Origin of the sequence: Acinetobacter sp. YH12045 (assembly GCF_013419925.1) — a bacterium.
Lineage (GTDB): Bacteria > Pseudomonadota > Gammaproteobacteria > Pseudomonadales > Moraxellaceae > Acinetobacter > Acinetobacter amyesii.
In genome coordinates this window covers 139,565-161,296 of record NZ_VOZE01000001.1, presented here as the reverse complement: position 1 = coordinate 161,296, position 21,732 = coordinate 139,565, and the positions used below count along the sequence as shown (strand labels likewise).

The 21,732-nt window shown below is 41.0% G+C and carries 19 protein-coding genes; 6 read left to right on the top strand and 13 right to left on the bottom strand.

Translation table 11 applies throughout. The annotated features are described in order from the left end of the window. The first annotated feature begins 14 nt into the window (after positions 1-14). Both FTU02_RS00860 and FTU02_RS00855 read left to right on the top strand, forming a co-directional pair. The gene (locus FTU02_RS00860; RefSeq protein ID WP_180155320.1) at positions 15-2,486 is read left to right on the top strand and encodes an LPS-assembly protein LptD; all 2,472 of its coding nucleotides are present in this window, start codon (positions 15-17) and stop codon (positions 2,484-2,486) included. Next, on the top strand, positions 2,486-3,793 hold the full coding sequence (locus FTU02_RS00855) for a peptidylprolyl isomerase (protein WP_180155318.1): 1,308 nt from the start codon (positions 2,486-2,488) through the stop codon (positions 3,791-3,793). The genes FTU02_RS00860 and FTU02_RS00855 overlap by 1 nt, the downstream gene beginning before the upstream one ends. Before the next feature lie 152 nt (positions 3,794-3,945). On the opposite strand, the gene hfq is transcribed toward FTU02_RS00855, so the two are convergent. The 4 genes from hfq to tsaE all read right to left on the bottom strand — a co-directional run bounded on the left by hfq (position 3,946) and on the right by tsaE (position 7,980). Continuing rightward, positions 3,946-4,455: an RNA chaperone Hfq gene (gene hfq / locus FTU02_RS00850; protein ID WP_180155316.1), complete on the bottom strand. Its 510-nt coding sequence runs from the start codon at positions 4,453-4,455 to the stop codon at positions 3,946-3,948. A gap of 92 nt (positions 4,456-4,547) precedes the next feature. After that, positions 4,548-5,492: a tRNA (adenosine(37)-N6)-dimethylallyltransferase MiaA gene (miaA, locus tag FTU02_RS00845; protein WP_180155314.1), complete on the bottom strand. Its 945-nt coding sequence runs from the start codon at positions 5,490-5,492 to the stop codon at positions 4,548-4,550. Positions 5,493-5,498: 6 nt separating this feature from the next. Continuing rightward, positions 5,499-7,511 (bottom strand): DNA mismatch repair endonuclease MutL, encoded by a 2,013-nt coding sequence (gene mutL, locus FTU02_RS00840; protein ID WP_180155312.1) that lies wholly within the window; start codon positions 7,509-7,511, stop codon positions 5,499-5,501. Then, positions 7,501-7,980, bottom strand: coding sequence for a tRNA (adenosine(37)-N6)-threonylcarbamoyltransferase complex ATPase subunit type 1 TsaE (tsaE, locus tag FTU02_RS00835; RefSeq protein ID WP_180022517.1), 480 nt, complete (start codon positions 7,978-7,980; stop codon positions 7,501-7,503). Before tsaE ends, mutL begins: the two co-directional genes overlap by 11 nt. A 135-nt stretch (positions 7,981-8,115) precedes the next feature. On the opposite strand from tsaE, the gene FTU02_RS00830 reads away from it, so the two are divergent. The 3 genes from FTU02_RS00830 to FTU02_RS00820 all read left to right on the top strand — a co-directional run bounded on the left by FTU02_RS00830 (position 8,116) and on the right by FTU02_RS00820 (position 10,023). Beyond that, positions 8,116-9,021: a pseudouridine synthase gene (locus FTU02_RS00830; RefSeq protein WP_180155310.1), complete on the top strand. Its 906-nt coding sequence runs from the start codon at positions 8,116-8,118 to the stop codon at positions 9,019-9,021. Between the two features lie 112 nt (positions 9,022-9,133). Further along, a complete protein-coding gene (locus tag FTU02_RS00825) occupies positions 9,134-9,481 on the top strand; it encodes a type II toxin-antitoxin system RelB/DinJ family antitoxin (protein WP_078189014.1) in 348 nt (115 codons plus the stop codon). A 98-nt stretch (positions 9,482-9,579) separates the two neighbouring features. Then, on the top strand, positions 9,580-10,023 hold the full coding sequence (locus FTU02_RS00820; protein WP_180155308.1) for a GNAT family N-acetyltransferase: 444 nt from the start codon (positions 9,580-9,582) through the stop codon (positions 10,021-10,023). A gap of 137 nt (positions 10,024-10,160) precedes the next feature. On the opposite strand, the gene FTU02_RS00815 is transcribed toward FTU02_RS00820, so the two are convergent. Next, positions 10,161-10,880 (bottom strand): pseudouridine synthase, encoded by a 720-nt coding sequence (locus FTU02_RS00815; RefSeq protein ID WP_180155307.1) that lies wholly within the window; start codon positions 10,878-10,880, stop codon positions 10,161-10,163. Positions 10,881-11,031: 151 nt separating this feature from the next. On the opposite strand from FTU02_RS00815, the gene FTU02_RS00810 reads away from it, so the two are divergent. Then, positions 11,032-11,487, top strand: coding sequence for a DUF441 domain-containing protein (locus FTU02_RS00810; protein WP_180155304.1), 456 nt, complete (start codon positions 11,032-11,034; stop codon positions 11,485-11,487). A 32-nt stretch (positions 11,488-11,519) separates the two neighbouring features. Here the strand turns inward: FTU02_RS00810 and FTU02_RS00805 are convergent, their stop codons facing one another. The 8 genes from FTU02_RS00805 to FTU02_RS00770 all read right to left on the bottom strand — a co-directional run bounded on the left by FTU02_RS00805 (position 11,520) and on the right by FTU02_RS00770 (position 21,702). Next, positions 11,520-12,686, bottom strand: coding sequence for a CynX/NimT family MFS transporter (locus FTU02_RS00805; protein ID WP_257232732.1), 1,167 nt, complete (start codon positions 12,684-12,686; stop codon positions 11,520-11,522). A gap of 318 nt (positions 12,687-13,004) precedes the next feature. Beyond that, complete coding sequence (locus tag FTU02_RS00800) at positions 13,005-14,015, bottom strand: sensor domain-containing diguanylate cyclase (RefSeq protein WP_078193686.1); 1,011 nt, start codon at positions 14,013-14,015, stop codon at positions 13,005-13,007. Positions 14,016-14,267: 252 nt separating this feature from the next. Then, on the bottom strand, positions 14,268-14,459 hold the full coding sequence (locus FTU02_RS00795; protein ID WP_373684190.1) for a gamma-glutamylcyclotransferase family protein: 192 nt from the start codon (positions 14,457-14,459) through the stop codon (positions 14,268-14,270). Between the two features lie 143 nt (positions 14,460-14,602). Beyond that, positions 14,603-15,523, bottom strand: coding sequence for a LysR family transcriptional regulator (locus FTU02_RS00790; protein ID WP_078189020.1), 921 nt, complete (start codon positions 15,521-15,523; stop codon positions 14,603-14,605). Positions 15,524-15,767: 244 nt separating this feature from the next. Beyond that, positions 15,768-17,483: an AAA family ATPase gene (locus FTU02_RS00785; RefSeq protein ID WP_180155301.1), complete on the bottom strand. Its 1,716-nt coding sequence runs from the start codon at positions 17,481-17,483 to the stop codon at positions 15,768-15,770. 96 nt (positions 17,484-17,579) lie between these two features. Further along, complete coding sequence (locus FTU02_RS00780; RefSeq protein WP_180155299.1) at positions 17,580-19,595, bottom strand: hypothetical protein; 2,016 nt, start codon at positions 19,593-19,595, stop codon at positions 17,580-17,582. Between the two features lie 212 nt (positions 19,596-19,807). After that, positions 19,808-20,575, bottom strand: coding sequence for a 1-acyl-sn-glycerol-3-phosphate acyltransferase (locus FTU02_RS00775; protein WP_180155297.1), 768 nt, complete (start codon positions 20,573-20,575; stop codon positions 19,808-19,810). A gap of 11 nt (positions 20,576-20,586) precedes the next feature. Further along, entirely contained in the window at positions 20,587-21,702 is a 1,116-nt protein-coding gene (locus FTU02_RS00770; protein WP_111885081.1) for a beta-ketoacyl-ACP synthase III, read from the bottom strand. Positions 21,703-21,732: the final 30 nt, after the last annotated feature.

Here is a 21,732-nt window from a genome sequence, read left to right as displayed (position 1 = left end):
GGTTAATGAGACAAATGAAGCATCAGTTTAAATTTAATCCTTTAGCGACTGCGATCTTAACCCTTCTATGTGGTAGCTCGTTACCAAGCTATGCAGCACCTGTTTCAAACCCGTCCACGGATGACGATACAGAACAACTCAAACAAAGCATTTCAGAAGCTTATCCGGGGCAGCAGTTCTTCGAACAATATTATGTCGATAAATCTGCACCTGAAGCACAGATTCGCAACACCAATCAATTAAGTTCTGCGTTTTGTACAGGCACCTGGATTACCCCAGTTGCTCCAACAACGAAAGCAGTCGCACCTGAAGATGCAACCTCCACCATTACCGCAGACTATGGTCATTTTGACCCGAATGGCGACTCCATTCTTGAAGGTAATGTTCTGATTGACCAAGAAGGTCGTCAAATTCGTGCCGATCAAATCAAAATTGATAAAACCCAAACCTATGCGAATGCTTCTGGCCGCGTACAAATGGCACAGTCAGGGCTGATTTCTCAAAGCGATTCAATAGATTACAATTTAAAAACCCAACAGGGTGATTTAAATAACAGCTTCTTTATTGCTGAACAGCAGCATGCGCATGGTCGTGCTGAAAAAATTTCACGTACTTCAACCGAAACACTCGAATTAGAAAACGCTGTTTATACCACTTGTCCACCTGATGAAAAACCAACGTGGAAAATTCAAGCAGACAAAATTAAGCTGAATCAAGAAACTGGTCGTGGTGAAACCAAAGGTACAACATTATATGTAAAAAACGTACCTGTGATGGCTGTGCCCTATTTCAACTTCCCGATTGATGACCGTCGTACCACAGGTATTTTGACCCCAAGCTTTGGTTTTACCAATGATGGTGGTGTTGAACTTGCCGTTCCCGTCTATCTCAACCTTGCACCAAACTATGATGCAACGGTCACACCACGTTATATTGCAGACCGCGGTCCAATGATGGAAGGCGAATTCCGCTATCTCACTGAAAACTTTGGTTCAGGGATGGTGTGGGGTGGTTATTTACCATCCGACCAAAAGTATGATGATCAGGATCGTAAAGACTTACATTTCCTCCACAACTGGAAAATTAACGATCAATTTACAACCAATTTAGAATACAATTATGCATCTGATAAAGACTATTTCTCAGATCTCAATAATAATCCAAACTCAAAAACTGACCTGAACTTACGCCGTGCATGGGAACTCAATTATAAAAATGGTGTCCCTGGCCTAAAAGCACAGCTTAAAGTGGAAGACTTCCAAACACTGGATAAAACTGTCAGTGATGAAGACCGTCCATATGCGCGCTTGCCGCAATTCCTACTGAACTACAAGACTGGTAATCCGCTCGGCTTACAGTACGAATTTAACAATGATACGGCTTACTTCAAAAAGAACTTACGTAGTAATAATATTCCAAGCAATACTGGCGATTCGCCAATGTATGAGCCAAGTGGTGCACGTATTTATAACGACTTTAGTGTGCGTTATAACTATCGTAACCCATGGTCTTTTGTAATACCAGAAGTGTCTATTCGTAACGTCAACACGATTTACGATCAAGACACTGTTAATGCACAAAACATTAGTTCATCAAATGAAAGTAAATCGGTCGTTGTACCGCAATTCACTTTAGATGCGGGTCTTGTGATGGAGCGCGAAGGTCGTTATCTACAAACCTTAACGCCTCGCTTTTTCTATGCGTATTCTCCATACAAAAACCAAGACACCAACCCGAACTTTGACTCAACCACAGCGTCAATTAATTATGACCAGTTATTTAGTCCGCGTCGGTTCTATGGTAATGACCGTTTAGAAGACAACAACTTCGCATCTCTAGGCTTGAGCTATAGTTTATTTGATGATATTGGTCTTGAGCGTTTAAAAGCTAGCATTGGTCAAAGTTTCTATTTTGAAGACCGTCGTGTCACACTGAACAACGTCTCTGATAAATTTGATACCGAACGCCATACCGGCCCTGTCGTGAGCATTTCTAGCCAACTATCTGACAGCATCAGTGTGAATGCCAATTCAGCATGGATGGCGAATGGTGATAATGCTCAGCGCGATATTCAAATGTATTACACAGGAAATAAAGGCAATTTATACAATGTCGGTTATTTCTATCGTAAAGACATTCCTAACCGCCAAGACAGCTATGACCAAGCAGTAGCATCGTTTATTCAACCTATACACAATAACTGGCGTATTATTGGTCATGCACAATATGACCTCGACAACAGTATTGCGCGTGAATATTTACTGGGTGTGAACTACGAGTCATGCTGCTGGGGTGTTTCAGTTTATGGTCGTTCGTACTATAACGATTTAGATGATGTAACATCTTCAGATGTTAAACCAAAACGTGCCATTATGGCGGAGTTCACCCTAAAAGGTTTAGGTGGCTTCAACAATAAATTAACCTCTTTGCTTGAAAACCGAGTGTTGGGTTTTAACAATATTAATCAATCTTGGACAGAACGTTAATGAAGACAAAACAGTTAAAACAAATTTTTAAAGCGTCAGCTTTGGCACTTTGCCTATCGACTTCTGTATCTGTATTTGCTGCTGCGCAACCTAAAGATGAAATTGTAGCTGTCGTTGACAATAGCGTGATTCTACGTAGTGATCTTGATCAAAGCATTGCCGAGATCACTCATCAATTTCAAGCAAAAAAACAAACCGTCCCACCGACTGAATATTTGCAGCAACAAGCTTTAGAACAGCTGATTTCGCGCCAAGCACAGCTTGAACAGGTTAAACGATATAATGTCAAAGCGGATGAAAAATCGCTCAATGAAGCCGTACTTAAAGTTGCAAAAGACGCAGGCTCCCCAAGCTTAGAAGCGTTTCAGCAAAAATTAGATGCTGTTGCGCCAAATACCTATGCAGGTTTACGTGCACGCATCGCTGAAGACATCGCTTTACAACGTCTACGCCAACAGTTGGTCACTTCTCGCATTCAAATCAGTGACCAAGATGTGAAAAACTTCTTAAGCTCACCACAAGGTCAAGCTGCGTTAGGTAATCAAGTTCATGTCTTACATGTACGTGTAGCTAGCAGTGATAATGCCGTTAAAATCGCGGAAGAAATTCGTAAAGAACTTGCAGCAAGTAACGATGTAAAAGCGATTACTAGCAAATACAGCACCAAAGACATTAAAGTTGACGGTGCCGATATGGGCTTCCGCAACTTATCTGATATTCCAGATGAACTTGCTGCACGTGTAGCACCTTTGCAAGTTGGTCAAACCACTGAACTAATTTCAGTACGTGATGGCGTTCATGTTTTAAAATTGGTCGACCGTAAAAGTGGAGAACAAAAAGCCATTGTTCCTCAATACCAAACTCGCCATATCCTGATTCAACCATCTGAGGTCGTGAGTCCTGAAAATGCCAAGCAAATGATCGACAACTTGTATAATCGCCTGCAAAAGGGTGAAGATTTTGCGGTCTTGGCTTCAACGTTCTCGAATGACACTGGTTCTGCTGCCAATGGTGGTAGTTTAGGTTGGGTTAGCCCAGGTGTGATGGTTCCAGAATTTGAAGCAATGATGAAATCAACAGCGAAAGGTGAAATCAGCAAGCCTTTTCAGTCACAGTTTGGTTGGCACATCCTTCAAGTGACCGATACACGTCAACAAGATATGACACATGAAGTACAAGAACGTATGGCCCGTCAGATTTTAGGTGAGCGTCAATTTGACACTGAACTGGACAGCTGGTTACGTGAAATTCGCAACAATGCCTATGTTGAAATTAAAGATCCTACTCTAGATCGTAAAAAGAAATAAGTGAATAAACAAAAAACCAGCTTCGGCTGGTTTTTTTATGTCGATTCTTATCATCATTCAGCACTTTAGTAATTATTACATACCCTTTGTGAAAACAATCTACTCTTTTATAGGCAAAAAAACCTCCCATTTGGGAGGTTTTTTTAATTCAATTAACGATTGTTGTTTTCGTCGTCTTGAGCATCTTCAAATTTAGTTTCGCCATCAAAACCAGCATTTTGAGCGCCGAAACCACTTTGACCACCGAAGCCACCTTGACCACCGAAGCCACCTTGAGAGCCAAAACCACCTTGACCACCGAAGCCACCTTGACCACCGAAGCCACCTTGACCACCGAAGCCACCTTGACCACCAAAGCCGCCTTGGCCACCGAAGCCACCTTGTTGACCGCCGAAGCCGCCTTGTTGACCACCGAAGCCGGCAGCGCCTTGAGCACCTGCAGGAGCACCAGCAGGACGTGGGTTACGTGCTGGAACAACAGTTGAAATAGCGTGTTTGTAAACCATTTGGCTTACAGTATTTTTTAATAAAACAACGTATTGGTCGAAAGATTCAATATGACCTTGCAATTTAATACCGTTTACAAGGAAGATCGACACTGGAATACGTTCTTTACGGAGAGAATTTAAGAACGGATCTTGTAAAGTTTGACCTTTAGACATGTTATAACTCCAAAAAATAATAAAAATCAGCGCAAAAGCTACCTTTACTTTTCAATTAAAAATTATCAAAAAGGTAGTCTGTAAATTTTGCTTTATCCGTAGCACTTTCGCAAGTCTTCTTGAGCCTGCTGCGCAGTTAAATATGTAGTAAATTTATGCGTTTCTTGCAAAGATCTTAACCAAGTATATTGACGTTTTGCAAGTTGTCGTGTTGCAAAAAGTGCCTTATCCTCCATTTCACGCTGTTTTTCGCTACTTTGATCACTATTTTTCAAAAAATCTAAAGCTTGACGATATCCAACTGAGCGCATAGAGGGTAAATTTTCATCTAAATCGTATTTTTCAATGAGAGCTTTCACTTCATTTAAAAATCCAATTTCCCACATTATTTTTAGACGTCGAGCTATATGCTCATGTAATTCTAATCGGTCGGGCAATAATGCGTAATTATGAAAATTGTATCGGTATGGTACGTTTTTAGGTTGCTCAGCTTGTAACTGCGTAATGGGTTTACCGGTTAACTTAAAAACTTCGAGCGCACGAATGATCCGTTGCTTATCACTCGGTTTAAATTTTTCACCTGCCAATGGGTCGACATGGCACAATTCTGCATATACAGCATCCCAACCTTGCGACTCAGCTTTGGCTTCAATTTCAGCACGTACGGCATAGTCTGCACTCGGTAAGTTTGAAGACAACCCTTCCAATAAAGCCTTGTAATACAACATCGTACCACCGACTAATATCGGTGTTTTACCTCGTGCATGCATATCATCAATCAGCACACACGCATCTTCTACAAAGTTCGCTGCTGAATACACTTCAAGCGGACTGATAATATCAATCAAATGATGTGGATATTTCTCCAACTCAGCTTTACTCGGCTTGGCCGTACCAATATCCATATCCTGAAAAACCAAAGCAGAATCGACAGAAATTAATTCAAATCCACCTTGCTCGTATAGTTCACATGCCAAGGCGGTTTTACCGCTTGCAGTTGGTCCCATTAAGTTGATGACCGGCAATTGATTTGACATGTAAAACTACTCTCCCCGAGCAAAAAGTTTATCTAGCTGTGCCAATGGAAACGCACGCCACGTCGGACGTCCATGGTTACATTGGCTGGCAAATTCAGTTTGTTCCATCTGACGCAGTAATGCATTCATTTCAGATAGACTTAAAATACGGTGTGCGCGTACAGCGCCGTGACAGGCCATGCCTGCCAAAATTTGATCGCGCTTTTGTAGTAACCCTGCAACCTGATCACTTGGGTCTAAATCATTTAATAAATCTGGGATCAACGCATCAAAGTCTGCTTTATGCAAAATGGCAGGAACACCTCGGACAATAACTTGCTCATCGCCATATTGATCTATTTCTAAACCTAGGCGTGCCAATTGTTCTTTGAGCTCATCGACGCGCATCGCTTGCATCCTACTGATGCTCACGACTTTAGGAATCAGCAATTGCTGCGATGTCCAAAACTCAGGTTTATCCCAAGCCGTTTTCATTTGTTGCAAAACAATGCGCTCATGTGCCGCATGCATATCAACAATGATTAAACCTTCGGTGTTTTGGGCCAAAATATAAATACCATGCAATTGCGCAATGGCAATCCCCAAAGGATGCTCATCGACTTTCTGCTGAATATGTTCAGCCAATGCGGTATCCGGATCATTTAACGACTCAGTTTGACGTAAAGGCGCCAAATAACTTTGCAATGCATTATTGAGCTGTCTGGAACCCGCTAAATTTGACTGATATCCAGCACTATTGTTCGACGCATTTGAATATTGCTGTGTATAAGCTTCCTGTCCTGTTGGCGCATGATTAGAAGCATATTGCACCGTTGCTGGCGAACTAAAGTCAGTGAGTCCACCTGAGATCTCTGGACTGACAAAATTTGTGCCTTGCTCTGCAACTGGCTGGGGTTGATGTAATGAAAATTGTTCCTGATGACGCGGCTGCGGAATGATATTTTCGTGTGCCTGCCCATCGAGTTTCATTGCAGATGACAATTCAGCTGTCGCAGTTTGAAATTGCGCTAAAGTCGATTTGGCAAAATGGCGGACAAACTCATGTACTTCACGTTGATTTAGAAAACGTATTTCATGTTTCGTCGGATGCACATTCACATCGATATTTTCAGGATCGACTTCCATAAACAACAAATAAGCGGCATGTTGATGCCCATGCAAAATACCGTCATAAGCCATGCGAAGTGCATGTGAAACGGTCTTGTCTTTTACGATACGTCCATTCACATATACGTATTGCATATCGGCCTGCGCACGTGCATCTGAAGGATGACCTAACCAACCACTGAGACGCATATTGACGCTATCAGCATCTATCCAGTACGCATTTTCAGTAAATTGACGGCCTAATAATTGTTGTACCCGCTGAAAACGGAGCGCGCCACTGTCTGCAATAGGCAAGTTCAGCTTAATACTATTGTTATGCTCAAGGACAAAACGTATATCAAAATGGGTCAGTGCCAAACGACGGACAATTTCTTCGATATGTCCATACTCAGTCCCCGGTTTTTTGAGGAACTTACGCCGTGCAGGCACATTAAAAAATAAATCTTGCACACGGATGGTGGTGCCTTGCGTCGCTGCCACAGGCTGAATTTCTTGCGAATCAAATGCGGTGCCATTTACTTCGACCTGATAGCCTACACCGTCATCATTTTGGCTACTGGTCAAAGTCAAACGAGACACCGCAGCGATCGAAGCCAAGGCTTCCCCACGAAAACCTAGACTTACAATGGCATGCAAATCTTCAGCAGTTTGGATTTTACTTGTGGCATGGCGCATGACCGCCAAAGGTAGATCTTCAGGGTGGATGCCCCGACCATTGTCTATTATTTCAATCAGTGTACTGCCACCTTGTTCAATACGAACAATCAGCTCAGTCGCCCCTGCATCAATGGAATTTTCCAGTAATTCTTTGACCACAGAAGCAGGACGTTCAATCACTTCCCCTGCGGCAATTTGGTTGGCTAAGGCAGGATCAAGCGTTCGAATGCGGCGGGCACTGATTTCATTCAGCATGGTTAAATTTTTGCTCCAAAGCGTTTTGCAAAGTTTCTGAAGAAGAGCTTAAAGTCGCTGTACGGGTGCTTTCATCCGCAGACTTTTCAATATTAATAATTAAATCAGCCGCAGGGATTTCGTCGCCCCCTTTAGATGGCCATTCAAATAAAAATAGGGCGTTCGGCGTTTCTAAATAATCACGGATACCCATAAGCTCAAGCTCATAAGGGTCATTCAGACGATATAAATCAAAATGAAAAATATCTTGTCCTTGAATATTGTAAGGTTCAACCAATGTATAGGTTGGACTTTTTACCGCACCTTGATGACCCAAGTGTTGTAAAAAATAACGTGTTAACGTGGTCTTTCCTGCACCCAAGTCACCAATTAAATACGCTACACCCGTCGTAAAATGCGTCGCCAGTACGGTAGCTAAGTTTTGGGTATCGACTTCACTATTAAGTTCCAGACTGAATGAATACTGCATATTACTCACAACATGTACATAAGAATTAAATATGATAGCATCGCACTGGCTAAAATGGATATGTTCACACTATAGATTGAGCATTTTTCATGATGTGTTCTCTGCTTTATTTGCTCAGTTTTTAGATCTTTCTTCATGCACAGTTTTGAATTTACTCCCCCGATGATCAATGGTGTCAGTGCCAGCAAAGTCTTCCTTGACGGTCAACACACACAAGCCTCTACCGTTTATACATATTTGTGTGAGCAATTTCCTCATATCCAAGCAGCAGAGTGGCAACAACGATTTAAGGATGGTCTAGTCTATGCTGCAGATGGTGACGCTTTAACGATAGACAGTCCTTTTGAAGCCAATCGTCATGTTTATTATTATCGATTCTTAGCGCATGAAATCCATGTTCCCTTTGAGCATCAGATTTTATTTGAAAATGATCATTTCATCGTGGTCGATAAACCGCATTTTCTCACCATGAGTCCGACCGGTCAGTATGTACAAGAAACCTTGTTGGTTCGACTCAAAAAACAAACGCAGCTTGAACACCTGACACCGATTCATCGTTTAGATCGTGAAACTGCCGGTGTGGTTCTCTTCTCCAAATGTGTCGAAAGCCGTGGGCTATATCAACAGATGTTTGCCAAGCGGCAAGTTCAAAAAACCTATCATGCCATTGCAGCTTATCGAGATGAGTTAAATTTCCCAATCACAACTCGCTATCGTATGGAAAAAGGTCAGCCATTTTATACAATGCAACTGCTAGATGGTGAGCCTAATAGTGAAACATACATTAAGCTCCTCCAGCAGCATGGAAACCATGCAAAGTATGAATTAAATCCCCATACCGGCAAGCAACACCAACTTCGTGTACATTTAAATGCTTTGGGCATTCCAATTCAAAATGACCCCTTTTATCCAGTAGTACAACATAAGGCAGATGACGATTTCAGCCAACCTTTACAACTACTTGCGAAACAGCTTGATTTTATCGATCCTGTGACAGAGCAGGCTTTTCAATTCAGTTCTGCCTATGAATTGACACTGTAAATCTATTGTCATTACATTAAATTGATAAAATACTGCCAAACTTTCTTGAATTTATAACAGTTTTGATTAGAATAAATGCGAAAAGTTAAGTATTTAAAAGCTTTCTAAGAATATGAGAAAAACTGAAGTCTACCAAATCCGTCTCGATTCACAGGAAAAGAAACAGGCCTTTGCCGTTTTTAAACAATTAGGCATTACACCTGCACAGGCTGTACGTCTATTCTTTAAACAAGTTGTTTTAACCAAATCGATCCCCTTCTCTATTGAAAACCAAAATATCAATATTGAACAATTGATTAAGTTACGCAAATTAAAACAACAAGAAGCCCAAGCTATTTCAACCACTGAAATTAGTCCTGCGGAATTAGAAATTTTGAATAATGATCCATTACTAGATGATGATCATCTCGACTTGTTTGAAGAACTCAATGCAATTTTGGGTGAAGGTGACAAAACTTAACACTGTCGCATTTATAAACAATTTATAAATCAACCAATTTCGAAATTTCGATATGCTTCATGCAAGACTGATAAAAATAGCATGGAGTATAGAAAAAAATGATTGTTCGACGCGCGACAGAAGCAGACCTTCAGCCACTTGCTGTTTTATTTGATGAATATCGCCAATTTTATGGCACCTCTTCTAATCTTGATATTTCATATAAATTTCTAAGACAACGTTTTGAAAATAATGAAAGCGTAATTTTTATTTGTCTAAAAGATGAAGTGATTACTGGGTTTATCTTACTGTATTTAGGCTTTTCATCTGTGGCTTGTTCAACCTACTATATTTTAGATGATGTCTATGTCAGCCCTGTATATCGTCGTCAAGGTTCAGCCAAACAATTGATCGATACTGCGGTTCTCTTTGCTCAACATGAAGGTGCGCTTCGAATCAGCCTCGAAACTCAAAAAAATAACTATCACTCACATCAACTCTATGAATCGATGGGCTTCATTAAAGATGATGAATTTCAAACCTATCATTACTTTATTCGCTAATGCTCTGCTAGGCATTAAATACATCATCAACGCATATTAGAAACGAATCTTTCGATCAGTAGATTGCAGACATATTAAGGGGCTTTAATACCGCACATTCATCCTTCAACTGATGACGTATCAAAGCCCAGTACCCATTACTGTGGATTTAGATTTTCACGAAATTTCGATTGTTCAATTTGCGCTGCATTCAAATAAATCCATTCACCCTCAGCGAGATCATCAAGCTTTAATTGGCCTATTTGAGCACGATGTAAAGTTTCAACTTTATTGCCGACAGCCGCCAACATCCGCTTCACTTGATGATATACCCCTTGATGAACAGTCATTTGCAATTGATGTGAAGCCAATAGCTGTACATCGGTTGCAGCGAAGATGCCTTTTTCGTTTCGAAGCTCCACGCCTTGTTCTAATTGTTGTATTTGCTCAGGTGTCACAGGATCTGCGGTATGCATCGAATATACTTTGGCAACATGCTTTTTAGGGTGTGTCAGCGCTTGTAGATATTGACCATCATCCGTGAGCAGCAACAGTCCAGTGGTGTCTTGATCCAGTCGCCCGACGCATTGCAAACCACGATTTAACAACACATCATCAAATAATTCAAAAACACTAAAATGATGGGTTGCCTGATGCGAACATTCATAACCTTGGGGTTTATTTAATGCAATGTAAATATGCTCACGATAGACATAGTCCTGACCATTCACACTGTAGCTTAAATCATTCAAGTCCAGTTTTTGCTTTGGATTATCTACAATCTCACCATGTATTTCGACCGCACCATTTTTAATCAACTGTTGGCAATATTTACGCGAACCAAAACCTTGTGATTGCAGCATTTTTTCCAAAAACATAGAACAACCTAATAAACACCATATATTGCTATTTTATACCGAACAACGAGCCAACTTGCAGGAAAAATAGCGGAAATGATCTTGAACGCCAGTTTTTAATGTTTCTGCGCTACACTATTGATTATTTATTGAAGTTTCTCACGAATATCCTATGTCTGAGTTGGATTTAAATCTGATCGTGTTATTGGTGTTATTGGCTTGTGGCATCTTTAGCCACAATACAGCGATCACCATAGCAGCAGGTGTCTTGATTGTTTTCCGCATCACGCCTTTAAGTGAATTTTTCCCCTATCTGCAACAATATGGCTTAAACATTGGCATTATTATTTTAACCATTGGCGTACTCACGCCGATCGCTAGCGGAAAAATTCCTGGTGATTCGATTTTAAAATCCTTTTTAAGTTGGAAATCCCTCGTCGCAATCGCCATTGGCGTCTTTGTCGCATGGTTAGGCGGACGTGGTGTCAAACTGATGTCCAATCAGCCAGATGTGGTTGCCGGACTATTGATTGGGACAGTCGCAGGTGTTGCCATGCTGCGCGGTGTACCTGTCGGCCCACTCATTGCAGCAGGCATCTTGTCGCTACTGATTGGGATTAAACAATAAGGCCGTTGCTGACATAGCGGTTTAACAAAATTTTAATTTGAGCCATACTGCATTTGAAATAAACGTCGACTGAGCAGGATTCCAACGAATGATAATGCTGACATCAAGATCCCCGCCCAAAACCACGCTCCAGTTTGTGAAACCACAGTGGCAATCACAGGTGGCAGAACAAATTGTGATATGGCAGAGCATTGTAAAATCATGCCGACCGTCGTACTGATTGCCGCAGGATAAGGTGCAAAATGCAGTGCTTGTGCAAAGACCGTCGCAGCAATCAAGCCTCCAAAAAGCGAAAAACTAAACACCGTTAAATATTGCAGTAAAAACGGTAACGCGTCTTTAGAAAGATAAAACCCTAAGGAGCAAATGATCAAAACAGCAAAACCCAGTTGGACTAAAGTTTTAGCTTGAAAACCACGCTGTAATAACAGTCCGCAACCCCATGTGCCCACAGCATTCGCAACGGCAACACTGGCTGTTAAAGCACCCGCCAGCTCTGCTGAAATTTGATTTTGCGCATAAATCATCGGTAAGAAGCCCACCAATGCAAACCACTGCCCTGCATATGTCCCAAAAATGAGCGCCAAAAGCCATGCTGCAGGATGTTTCAAAGTATCTCTAATGAGACCAATAATAGGTGTTGTATTCAGTGCCACATGAGGCTGAGGAATAAACATGGCGATACAGAGTAGTAATGTTGCAGTAATCATAGCGAAACTGAGCCAAACCACACTCCAACCATATTGAGCAATTAGAAATGGCGCAACCAATAAGGCTATGCCCATACCTCCGCCCATATAAGCACTCCACAGTCCCATCTTTGCGCTGATGTGCTGTAGCGGTACAAGCTGACGGATAAATGCAGGCCCTGTGAGTGTCACCAATAAGAAGCCAAATCCTTCTATGACACGCAGTAGCAACAAGACATCAAAGCTTTGTGCAAAGCTCCCCCATGCACTTGCTATCGTCAATAGACTTAAGCCCAATAAGATACACAGTTTAAATCCAATTTTTTGGATATAACTACCAATCAACAATGCAAAGCACATTCCTGCGCCCTGTACCAATGAAAGCAATAAACCAGATTGAATAAAGCTAATGCCGAGTTGCTGCTGTAATACAGGTATTGCGGGCGGTAGTTTCCCGATATGCATTGCAGCAATAAAACCTGCCGCAATAATGAATAAATCTTTTGACATCCCTTTCATTGAATTGTCATGCTCTTTTCGCCATGCAATAGTGCACAGCTTAACAATTCAAAATATTATTTTGAGTCAAAAAACAAATGACCTTAGATGATTTTTCAATTATTTAATCATCTTGCACCGTCACATGCTAAGCGCACTTTGATTTAAATTAAACAATGATACTTAGTCATGTCATCCGCATTTGTTTGAGACAGGACAAGTTTTCATCAAAACGTTTTGCGATACTTTAGATAATATGAAGGTAGTGAACGAATTTACCTGCATAACTATGAGTGAATTATTTAAGCAGTAAGATATTTAGGCAGTGAGTTATTCAGGATTGATTTGTTTCCGTTCACGCTTATTGGCGTACATTTTTAAATCAGCCATTTCGACCAATTGATCGATAGATTGAGCATCTTCTGGGAATAGAGCCATGCCAATACTGGCACCAATTTTCAAGCTCATTTGCTCAAATGCAAACGGCAGTCCGCAACTTTCTGCGATTCGATTCATCGCCGTTTGCGCACGTTCTAAGTTGGCAATATTGGTTAAGATCACAGCAAATTCATCGCCGCCCAAGCGTGCAACCAAGTCATCTTGACGTGTTTCACGCAAAATGCGCTGTGCAATTTCTTTCAGTGCAGCATCTCCAATGCGATGTCCAAACTGATCATTAATCGGCTTCAGACCATCCATATCAATCATCAAGATACCTAGCACTTTTTTCTGCGCACGTGCTTTTTCTATCCCTTGGCGTAAAAAGTCGACAAACAAAGCCCGATTAGCTAAACCTGTTAAGCTATCTTGAGTTGCCAATTTATATAACTCTGTCGCACCGAAACGTGTCGCATGGTACATCGCCGCAGCGATCAACTCAGACATCAAACTCAATATATGCAAGTCAGCTTCCTGAAAGGCATCGACTTGATCAGAGTAAATCTTTAATACACCGACACCTTCATCACAGTGAATCAATGGCACCACAGCCATCGAACGCAACCCGACACGTCGACATGCCACGCGATCTACCCGCGCATCTGTTTCCGAATCTTGGCAATACAGTGTTTGTTTTTGCGCTATACATAGCCCCGATAAGCTATTTTCAATATGTAGTCTTAAACCTAGTAAATGGCTCGCCCCGCCAGACACTGCACGATAGACCATATCACCATCTTCAGCCAACTCTACAACTGCACCTTTAGCATGTGTAATCTGCTGCGCCTGTTCTGCCACTACGGTCATCACTGCATTTAGATCTAAACCCAGTTTGGCAATAGCTGTCTGCGTTTGAATCACAGACATGAGTTGAGTTGGTGATGGTTCTATAGTATTCGGCATGATTGAGCTCAAACAGGTTTCAGTGTGAGATACAGCTCAATTCTAAAAATTATTCATCCACTTGTATAGCGATCTTAAAGTGATTTCTGTGCATTCAAGCACTTTAGATACAACTCTTTTAGATACGGCTCTTTAAAAAATTGCACTCAAGGAAGCAACAGAGCAAGCAGAATCATCGATACACATATCGAAGGTTGGGGAAAGTCATGATGTATGGATGGCCCACGTATTTTACGACTCTCCCTCACGATATTATTTCAAGGCATAAATTTCACTCTGCATCCATTCTCCGCCTTCCAATTGCACATCTACAGCCTCACGTTGATATTCAGCACCTTCAAATTCGTCTAAAGCCTCCCAATGAGCTGCTAAGTTTTCAGAGAAAAAAACATAGCCTTCAATCGCATGACCTACCTTCGATAAACGAATGCCCGGACTGCCCATCGCCGCACCCAGCCTTTATGTTCTAATTCACCCCACACCACACCTTTCTTCCACTCGCCACCAATGCGGTCCATCACGTGATCATTGGGCTGACCTAGACGTCATGTCCCGTATACAAAAAGACTCTGTGTCATAGATCCTCCTTAGTTGGAATAATATTGATTGCGCTTTTGTGAGAATTTCGCCAACTGTTTTAGGAAGCCTTCAAAATAGCTTTTTTCAGCCTCTTCGGTACGATAGCCTGCGTACAAGGTCCGTCTTAAACCTTCAGGTGAAACACAATCTAAACGTCGAGAGGTCACCCAACCTTTTTGTTCATATTCATTTACCACCCAATCTGGTAATGCCGCAATACCACGACCACTTGCAACCAACTGAATCAGCATCTGGGTCAAATCTGTCGTACGGACGTGTTTAGGCTGAATATTGGCCGGTAAAAATAATTTCGCCATGATATCTAAACGATGTTTATCAACCGGATAGGTAATCAGCGTTTCTTCTGCTAATTCTTGAACAGTCACATTTGTCGCACGAACCAATGGATGTGTATTTGACAATACCAAACGAGACTCATATTCAAAGATTGGGAAATATTCCACACCTTTTAAATTAATCGGATCTGCCGTAATCAGAAGATCAAACTCGCCCGTTTGTAATAGTTCATGCGGATTGGCTTCAAAGCCAGAAGCAAAGTCCAAATCTACATCAGGGTATTGCTGACGGTAGACATTCAATAACGGCATCAGCCAGTCAAAGCAACTATGACATTCTGAAGAAAAAATAATTCGGCCGGTTTGACCATGCACAATCCGTGTAATGTCCGATTGCGCAATTTGAACTTGCGGTAAAATGTCATCGGCAAGGCGTAGTAAACGTTGCCCAACATTCGAAAAAGTCACAGGACGTGTGCGTCGGTTCACCACCTCTACCCCATACCAATGATCAAGCTCTTTCAACTGGTGTGAAAGTGCAGAAGGCGTTAAACACAGATCATTAGATGCAGCGACCAAAGAACCGTGTTCTCTGAGTGCCAATAAGGTTTTGAGATGGCGTAATTCCAACATGATTGTTCTCAACTAAACTTGGGAGCAACTTTGCAATCGAATAGTTTTCGCAAAGCATTAATGAATTATACTCATCTTATCATTATTTTATTAAGTTTTATTCATTTAAAGTTTTATTTGGAACTTTAATCACCAATTCATCGTTTTTAAGCAGATGCAAAGGATGAAAATAAACACGATGCCCCTTATTAAAAAAGCCAGATTGATCAATCTGGCTTTAAATGTATGTAATCCAAAGAATGTGTTATTCCACAAATAATAAAGCCAAACGAACTTGGTCATATCCCATGCGTGGACTGGTCAACTCCACAATTGGGCGCAGCTTAACAGTACCATCATCGTTATAATTTGCTGGGTCTTGTCGTTTCGCCAAACGTTTATAAATTTTACGCACCTGTTCAACCACGTCTTCTCCCGGATGTGCCACCGATATATCTAAACCTTGCTCTTTTTGCAGACGAGCCAAATGGTTAATAATCGTAGCAGGTGTTAAACCACGCTCCACTGCAATATCTTGAATTTCATAACCTTCCTCAAACAACTCCCGAGTTTGATCTAAAGTCGCTGTGGCAAAGCTTTGTTTCGCACCAGTTTTGGCAATTTTCTTTTCATTGCGCTCGATTTCCACTTCATTCAGTGTTCCGCCACAATGGCGAATAAAGGCTTTGTGTTGAACGGTTAAATCGGCCTCTGCAAAATTGGTTTCCGCTTCATCAGAGAGTTCCTGAAAGCGTCGATCGGCTTTAATGGCCAAACTGTCGAGTTCTAAGGCTTGTTCATTAAAACCAAGTAAACGCAAACCATCTAATGTTTTTAAACGCGACAATGCCACATAACCCTGACCTTTCTCAAAAGTATGGGTCAAGTTAATTTCAGCCGCTGCAAGGGTCATCCCTTGAGATTTATGAATGGTGATCGCCCAGGCCAAACGCAGGGGAATTTGTTGGAAACTGGCAATGGTTTTACCATCATCATTATCGACAGACCATGTTTCAGGTTCTACCACCAAGGTCGTGCCATCAGTGAGTTTTACTTTAGGCAAGATGCCATATTCATCATCTTCTTCAAAACCTATCACTTCACCGAGGCTGCCATTGATATAGCCCACGTCAAAGTTGTTTTTTACAAACATCACTTTGGCATTTTTCTTTAAGGTCAAAGTTTCCGGCGCACGCACTGAAGATTTTAAGGTTTCGATCAGTTTATCATTACCATCACATTGGGCTTCAAACTGGCGAGATTCTTGCTCAATTTCATTTAGATGTTTATAGTTAATACTATCTACATCCATATTATGGGTATACAAGCGCGTAAAGGTTTCACCTATATTTTGTGAACTTGTCTGCCTTAAAGCATGCAAATGATCGCCAGTAATTTGCTGAGCACGAATCGCATTTAGAATATCATTGAGATAGTCATTACCCTGACGATGTTGTTCGGTCAAATAACACACGCGAAACTTCGCTTCTACCCATGCCTCAGACATAAAGCAAAACTTGTCACGGTTTAATTCACCTTTGCGTCCCACAGGGGGTAACTGGAAGAAGTCACCTGCAACAATGACTTGAATCCCCCCAAAAGCATCTTCACTGTCTTTAAAAAATTTTAAAACTTTATTCACCAAGTTTAATTGCTTGGCATGCAACATCGAAATTTCATCGATGATTAAAACTTGGGCATTTTCCAAATGCTCTTTTAAATATTTACGTTCTTTTAAGCGCTTTAACTCATCTTCGGAAATCGCATCTTTAATCCCAATCCCTGCCCATGTATGAATTGTCATGCCATTCATATGGGTTGCAGCAATCCCTGTAGAAGCCGTAATTGCCACCGGCACTTTGCGCGCTTTTAGATAATTGATGTACTGATTTAAAGTATAAGTTTTACCTGCACCAGCCGAACCTGTTAAAAACACATTTTCACCTGCTTTGAGCAGCTTGAGTGCAGTTTCTTGTTTCATAAGACCTATACCGTAAAAGAACGGCTATAGCCTAACGATTTTTGACTCAAAAGTTAAGCGCACAACACAGTTTACTAAATCCGTATTTCGCCAATCTTACTTTAAGCTATTGAACCTATTTAAAAATTCTTTGGCGATATTTACTTTTTCTATTTCTGCTTGGGTATTATTTGAATACTCAAGTTGATCAAAAACCAAAATGTGGTTTTGCACATGACAGCCCAAAGTCATCGAAACATGCAAAATGGGATGATACATATGAAAAGCTACATATACTCTTGCAATGATACTGGCGCTATAACTTGATGCCAAACAATGTTTAAACTGAATAGATTCATCAATAATTCGATCGATGGTTTTTAACTCTTCAAAGACCCAATCTTGAAAATATATTTTGTCGTCAGTTGTAAACGGCTGCCAGACCGTTGTCGCAAATTGGCGTTTTAATTGAGTTAACACTTCCTGCTTTTGTTGCTTGACATGCCAATGTACCGCCTGATGAAAGACCCCATTCCACGTAATATTTTTTGGGACTGTATGACCTGTAGAATAAGTCGCACTAACATAGTCACGCACATATGCATCAAATACAGATACTCTTAAATTAGCATGCTTTAAATAAAATAAATTTCGAAAATCCTGCAGTTGAATTTTATGCTGTCGTAACAGACTTAAAAACTGGCGATTTTCTTGGGTTTCTGGACGGATATAATCCATCAAAGCCTGCGGTAATTGCTGCGTACAACGTACTAAATGTTGCAGATAGGCCTGCATAATACGGCTCAAAGGTAGATAGACTTTTTTTATGGCCTGATCCTCCGCGCCTAACACCTGTCGCATTAAGATCAACCACTCATCTAAATACAAAATCGATGGGCTGATCACTACACGATGGTCATCATGCTGCTGATATTTTCGCTGTAAAACAAACTGTAGATTTTTTTCATGATTAAACCAATCATGTTCATGCGCAATCGCATGGCAATTTTGAATAAATATGCGCGCTGCAACAAATTGAAAATGTTGTAAGGTTGCAAGAATCAATATGGGATGAATATGCTGCGTATCGACGAAACTTAATGCCGTCACAGCCACTCGTACATTACTGTGTTGAAAATTACGACTCAGCCAATCCAATACTTCGGCTGACTGCTTGAACATCCATCGCACTGCACGGTTGTTATCGAGTAAAGGGAGTTTTCCACATTTTTTTTGCCAAATTGCTGTGGCTTGCACAAAATTGCTATGGCTTAATATGTCCTGCTCTGCCCAAACATCCCGATGCATCAAACGAATAAAACCCAACAAATTGGGACGCTCATATGCATGGTCGAGCAACAAAATAATATCTTCTATATGTTCATTTAATTCTTGTAAATTGAACCGATCTTCATAACTCAAACTCATGATCCGGTAAATCGTTGGATCTAAAAATTGTGCTGTAGCAAAACAAATCTCGTCCAAACTATCCATCAAGAGCTGTATCGGCAATATTTCAGCTTCTGTAAGTGAATGAAGCGCAAACATCTGCTCAATCTTTTGCATCAACCAATGTGGTAGACAGATTTGGCATTCGATATACGTTTGTAATAGCGGCGTCTGATAAATCTGCTGCTCTTGCATCAGCTGATCAAAAATTTGCGCTTCAACTGCTGTCATCTGTGCTAAAAACTGCTGAACACGCGCTGGCCCATTTAGATGTTGAAAAATCGACTGTAAGATCAATTGTCTAAATTGCTGTGCTTTTTCTCTGAGCAAGAGTGAATGTTGCGGCTTTAGGTCGCCAGTAAAAAAATATAATTCATGAAATAAGAAATCTTCTATTGTTTCAATACAAGGCACTGTCGAATGCAATTCAGCAATTTTGATGGGTCTAAACGGACTTCTAGGAAACTGATATCCAATCGATTCACGACTTTGTAGTTGTAAGGTACACAGTCCATTACACAGTTGAATGCGGTGCTGCTCTTGTTCAATTTTAAAGATATTTTGTGAATTGAGTGCTGTAGCAAGTTCCATTTGCTCTTGATACAACTGCTTTAAACTTGGAGATATTCGAATAAGTTGCCGAGCAATATGCTCAAGCTGCGGGGTCAAGCTTTTCTTTTCCATCTTCCGCCCTAACGATCGTTGATTATTTTTCAACCTTCACTATAGTCAAAGTTTAATGCTCCGACTACTGCCATTAATCAGCCAAATAGCTGTACAAAAGGTCAATGCAAAGGAATTATTTTGAAAAACCGAAAGGCCAATGTTGTGACTCATTTCTCTACGATTTTGAGCTGTGACGAATAAAAATGGATGAAGTTGAAGAGTAGTCACTATTATTGATTTGTAGAATGTTGTTCTAAACGGATTTTTTTGAGCTGTTCTATCGCAGTGTAAATATCTTGTTGTAGAGCCTCTCGATAACGCTTTAAATCCTCCACACTCTGAATATGACTTAAACTTTGACGGGGTATAAATTGAAAATAGAACGGAATGCGCTTGGGGATAATCCGTTTGGGTAAAGACGGAATCACATCACCATGGCGTAATAATTTATCGAGTTTTTGTATTTTTAATAGTTGTTTAAACCAACGATGTTCAACGATCACACTGGCATCAAAACCCAGTTCAAAGACTTCATCTCCACCTAAAGCGGCAAAAGGCACAATGTCATAATTAAATTCTTGCGCCAGTTTTAAAAAGCCATAACGTTGCTTCCAGATCAGTTGATAGGCTTCGCCTTTTCGCTTCAAAACCTCTCGACCACCACCGGGAAAAACTAAAATGGAATAACCTTGTTGCATCACTGTTCTGACATAGTCCTGAATACCTTGGACTGCACCGAACTTTTTGACCATGCCACGCCAACCAGGCAAATAAAAATGGCTATGATCAGCAATACTGACCACAGCCACTTTATGTTCATTGTAGAGATAATCAATAATCAACGGTGAATCGAGTACACCGTAAATTGTATGATTCCCTACATACATTGCAGGTTTAGATGCATCGATGTATTCAGCGCCTAAAAATGTTGGCGTGAAATACATGCGGGATAAAGCGCTTAAACGCTTTATCCATTTTGCATCATGTTCAACCTGCAAATGTGCTGACCTTAGGCAGCATCATGTTTTTGAACAAGTACAGAACCTACTGAGTAGCCTGCACCAAATGAGCAAAGTACGCCATATTCGCCATGGTTTACTTCATTCGCAGTACGGTGCAATGCAATAATGACACCTGCTGATGAAGTATTGGCAAATTCATCAAGAATGATTGGCACAAGGTCTGGCTGAGCATGTTCTTTACCCACAACCAGTTTCAGAATCAATTCATTCATGCTGGCATTTGCTTGGTGTAACCAGAAGCGTTTTACATCTGTTGCCGCAATTTTATTGTCATCCAATTGCTTAGTGATCATTTTCGCCACTAATGGACACACTTCTTTAAATACTTTACGACCGTCTTGACGGAAACGGTTGTTGTCGATGTCAGCATCGACTTCACTCATATTTAAGTAACCGAAGTTGTTACGAATGTTGTTTGAGAACTGAGTAAACAGGTCAATATCCAACACTTCAAAACCAGCTTTGGTTTCAGTTTCTTCAATGATCGAAGCCGTTGCAACGTCACCAAAGATGAAGTGACAGTCACGCATACGGAAATCTGTGTGACCAGATGTGATCTCAACGTTTACCAATAACACGCGACGAGCGCCTGATTTGATCGCGTCATAGGCTTGCTTGATACCAAAAGTTGCAGCTGAACATGCAACGTTCATGTCATAGGCATAACCCTGAATACCCAACGCAGTTTGAATTTCAATTGAAACGGCTGGATATGCACGTTGAATGTTAGAGCATGACAAGATCACAACATCGATGTCTTCAGCAGTCACACCCGCATTTTCCATCGCTTGCTTTGCAGCAGCTACGCCCCATTCCGCTTGAATAGACAATTCATCATTTGAACGTTCATGCAATACTGGACGTAAACGTTTTGGATCTAAAATACCGCTTTTTTCAGCAACATAACGTGCTTTTACGCCAGATGCTTTTTCGATAAATTCTGCACTTGAACCACGGCGCGCTTCTAGCTCACCGGCTTCAATTTTTTCAGCATTATCACTGTTGTACTGTTCCACATAAGCATTTAAAGCTTCAACTAACTCTTCGTTAGTAATTACGTCTTCTGGATGATAAAGACCTGTACCCGTAATGCGGATGCCCATGTAAAACTCCTTTTAGAAATTACCTATATC

Excerpts from the sequence above, each read along its gene's own strand:
- FTU02_RS00860 (WP_180155320.1), top strand. The coding sequence starts at position 15 with ATGAAGCATCAGTTTAAATTTAATCCTTTAGCGACTGCGATCTTAACC.
- FTU02_RS00855 (WP_180155318.1), top strand. The coding sequence starts at position 2,486 with ATGAAGACAAAACAGTTAAAACAAATTTTTAAAGCGTCAGCTTTGGCA.
- hfq (WP_180155316.1), bottom strand. The coding sequence starts at position 4,455 with ATGTCTAAAGGTCAAACTTTACAAGATCCGTTCTTAAATTCTCTCCGT.
- miaA (WP_180155314.1), bottom strand. The coding sequence starts at position 5,492 with ATGTCAAATCAATTGCCGGTCATCAACTTAATGGGACCAACTGCAAGC.
- mutL (WP_180155312.1), bottom strand. The coding sequence starts at position 7,511 with ATGCTGAATGAAATCAGTGCCCGCCGCATTCGAACGCTTGATCCTGCC.
- tsaE (WP_180022517.1), bottom strand. The coding sequence starts at position 7,980 with ATGCAGTATTCATTCAGTCTGGAACTTAATAGTGAAGTCGATACCCAA.
- FTU02_RS00830 (WP_180155310.1), top strand. The coding sequence starts at position 8,116 with ATGCACAGTTTTGAATTTACTCCCCCGATGATCAATGGTGTCAGTGCC.
- FTU02_RS00825 (WP_078189014.1), top strand. The coding sequence starts at position 9,134 with ATGAGAAAAACTGAAGTCTACCAAATCCGTCTCGATTCACAGGAAAAG.
- FTU02_RS00820 (WP_180155308.1), top strand. The coding sequence starts at position 9,580 with ATGATTGTTCGACGCGCGACAGAAGCAGACCTTCAGCCACTTGCTGTT.
- FTU02_RS00815 (WP_180155307.1), bottom strand. The coding sequence starts at position 10,880 with ATGTTTTTGGAAAAAATGCTGCAATCACAAGGTTTTGGTTCGCGTAAA.
- FTU02_RS00810 (WP_180155304.1), top strand. The coding sequence starts at position 11,032 with ATGTCTGAGTTGGATTTAAATCTGATCGTGTTATTGGTGTTATTGGCT.
- FTU02_RS00805 (WP_257232732.1), bottom strand. The coding sequence starts at position 12,686 with ATGTCAAAAGATTTATTCATTATTGCGGCAGGTTTTATTGCTGCAATG.
- FTU02_RS00800 (WP_078193686.1), bottom strand. The coding sequence starts at position 14,015 with ATGCCGAATACTATAGAACCATCACCAACTCAACTCATGTCTGTGATT.
- FTU02_RS00795 (WP_373684190.1), bottom strand. The coding sequence starts at position 14,459 with ATGGGCAGTCCGGGCATTCGTTTATCGAAGGTAGGTCATGCGATTGAA.
- FTU02_RS00790 (WP_078189020.1), bottom strand. The coding sequence starts at position 15,523 with ATGTTGGAATTACGCCATCTCAAAACCTTATTGGCACTCAGAGAACAC.
- FTU02_RS00785 (WP_180155301.1), bottom strand. The coding sequence starts at position 17,483 with ATGAAACAAGAAACTGCACTCAAGCTGCTCAAAGCAGGTGAAAATGTG.
- FTU02_RS00780 (WP_180155299.1), bottom strand. The coding sequence starts at position 19,595 with ATGGAAAAGAAAAGCTTGACCCCGCAGCTTGAGCATATTGCTCGGCAA.
- FTU02_RS00770 (WP_111885081.1), bottom strand. The coding sequence starts at position 21,702 with ATGGGCATCCGCATTACGGGTACAGGTCTTTATCATCCAGAAGACGTA.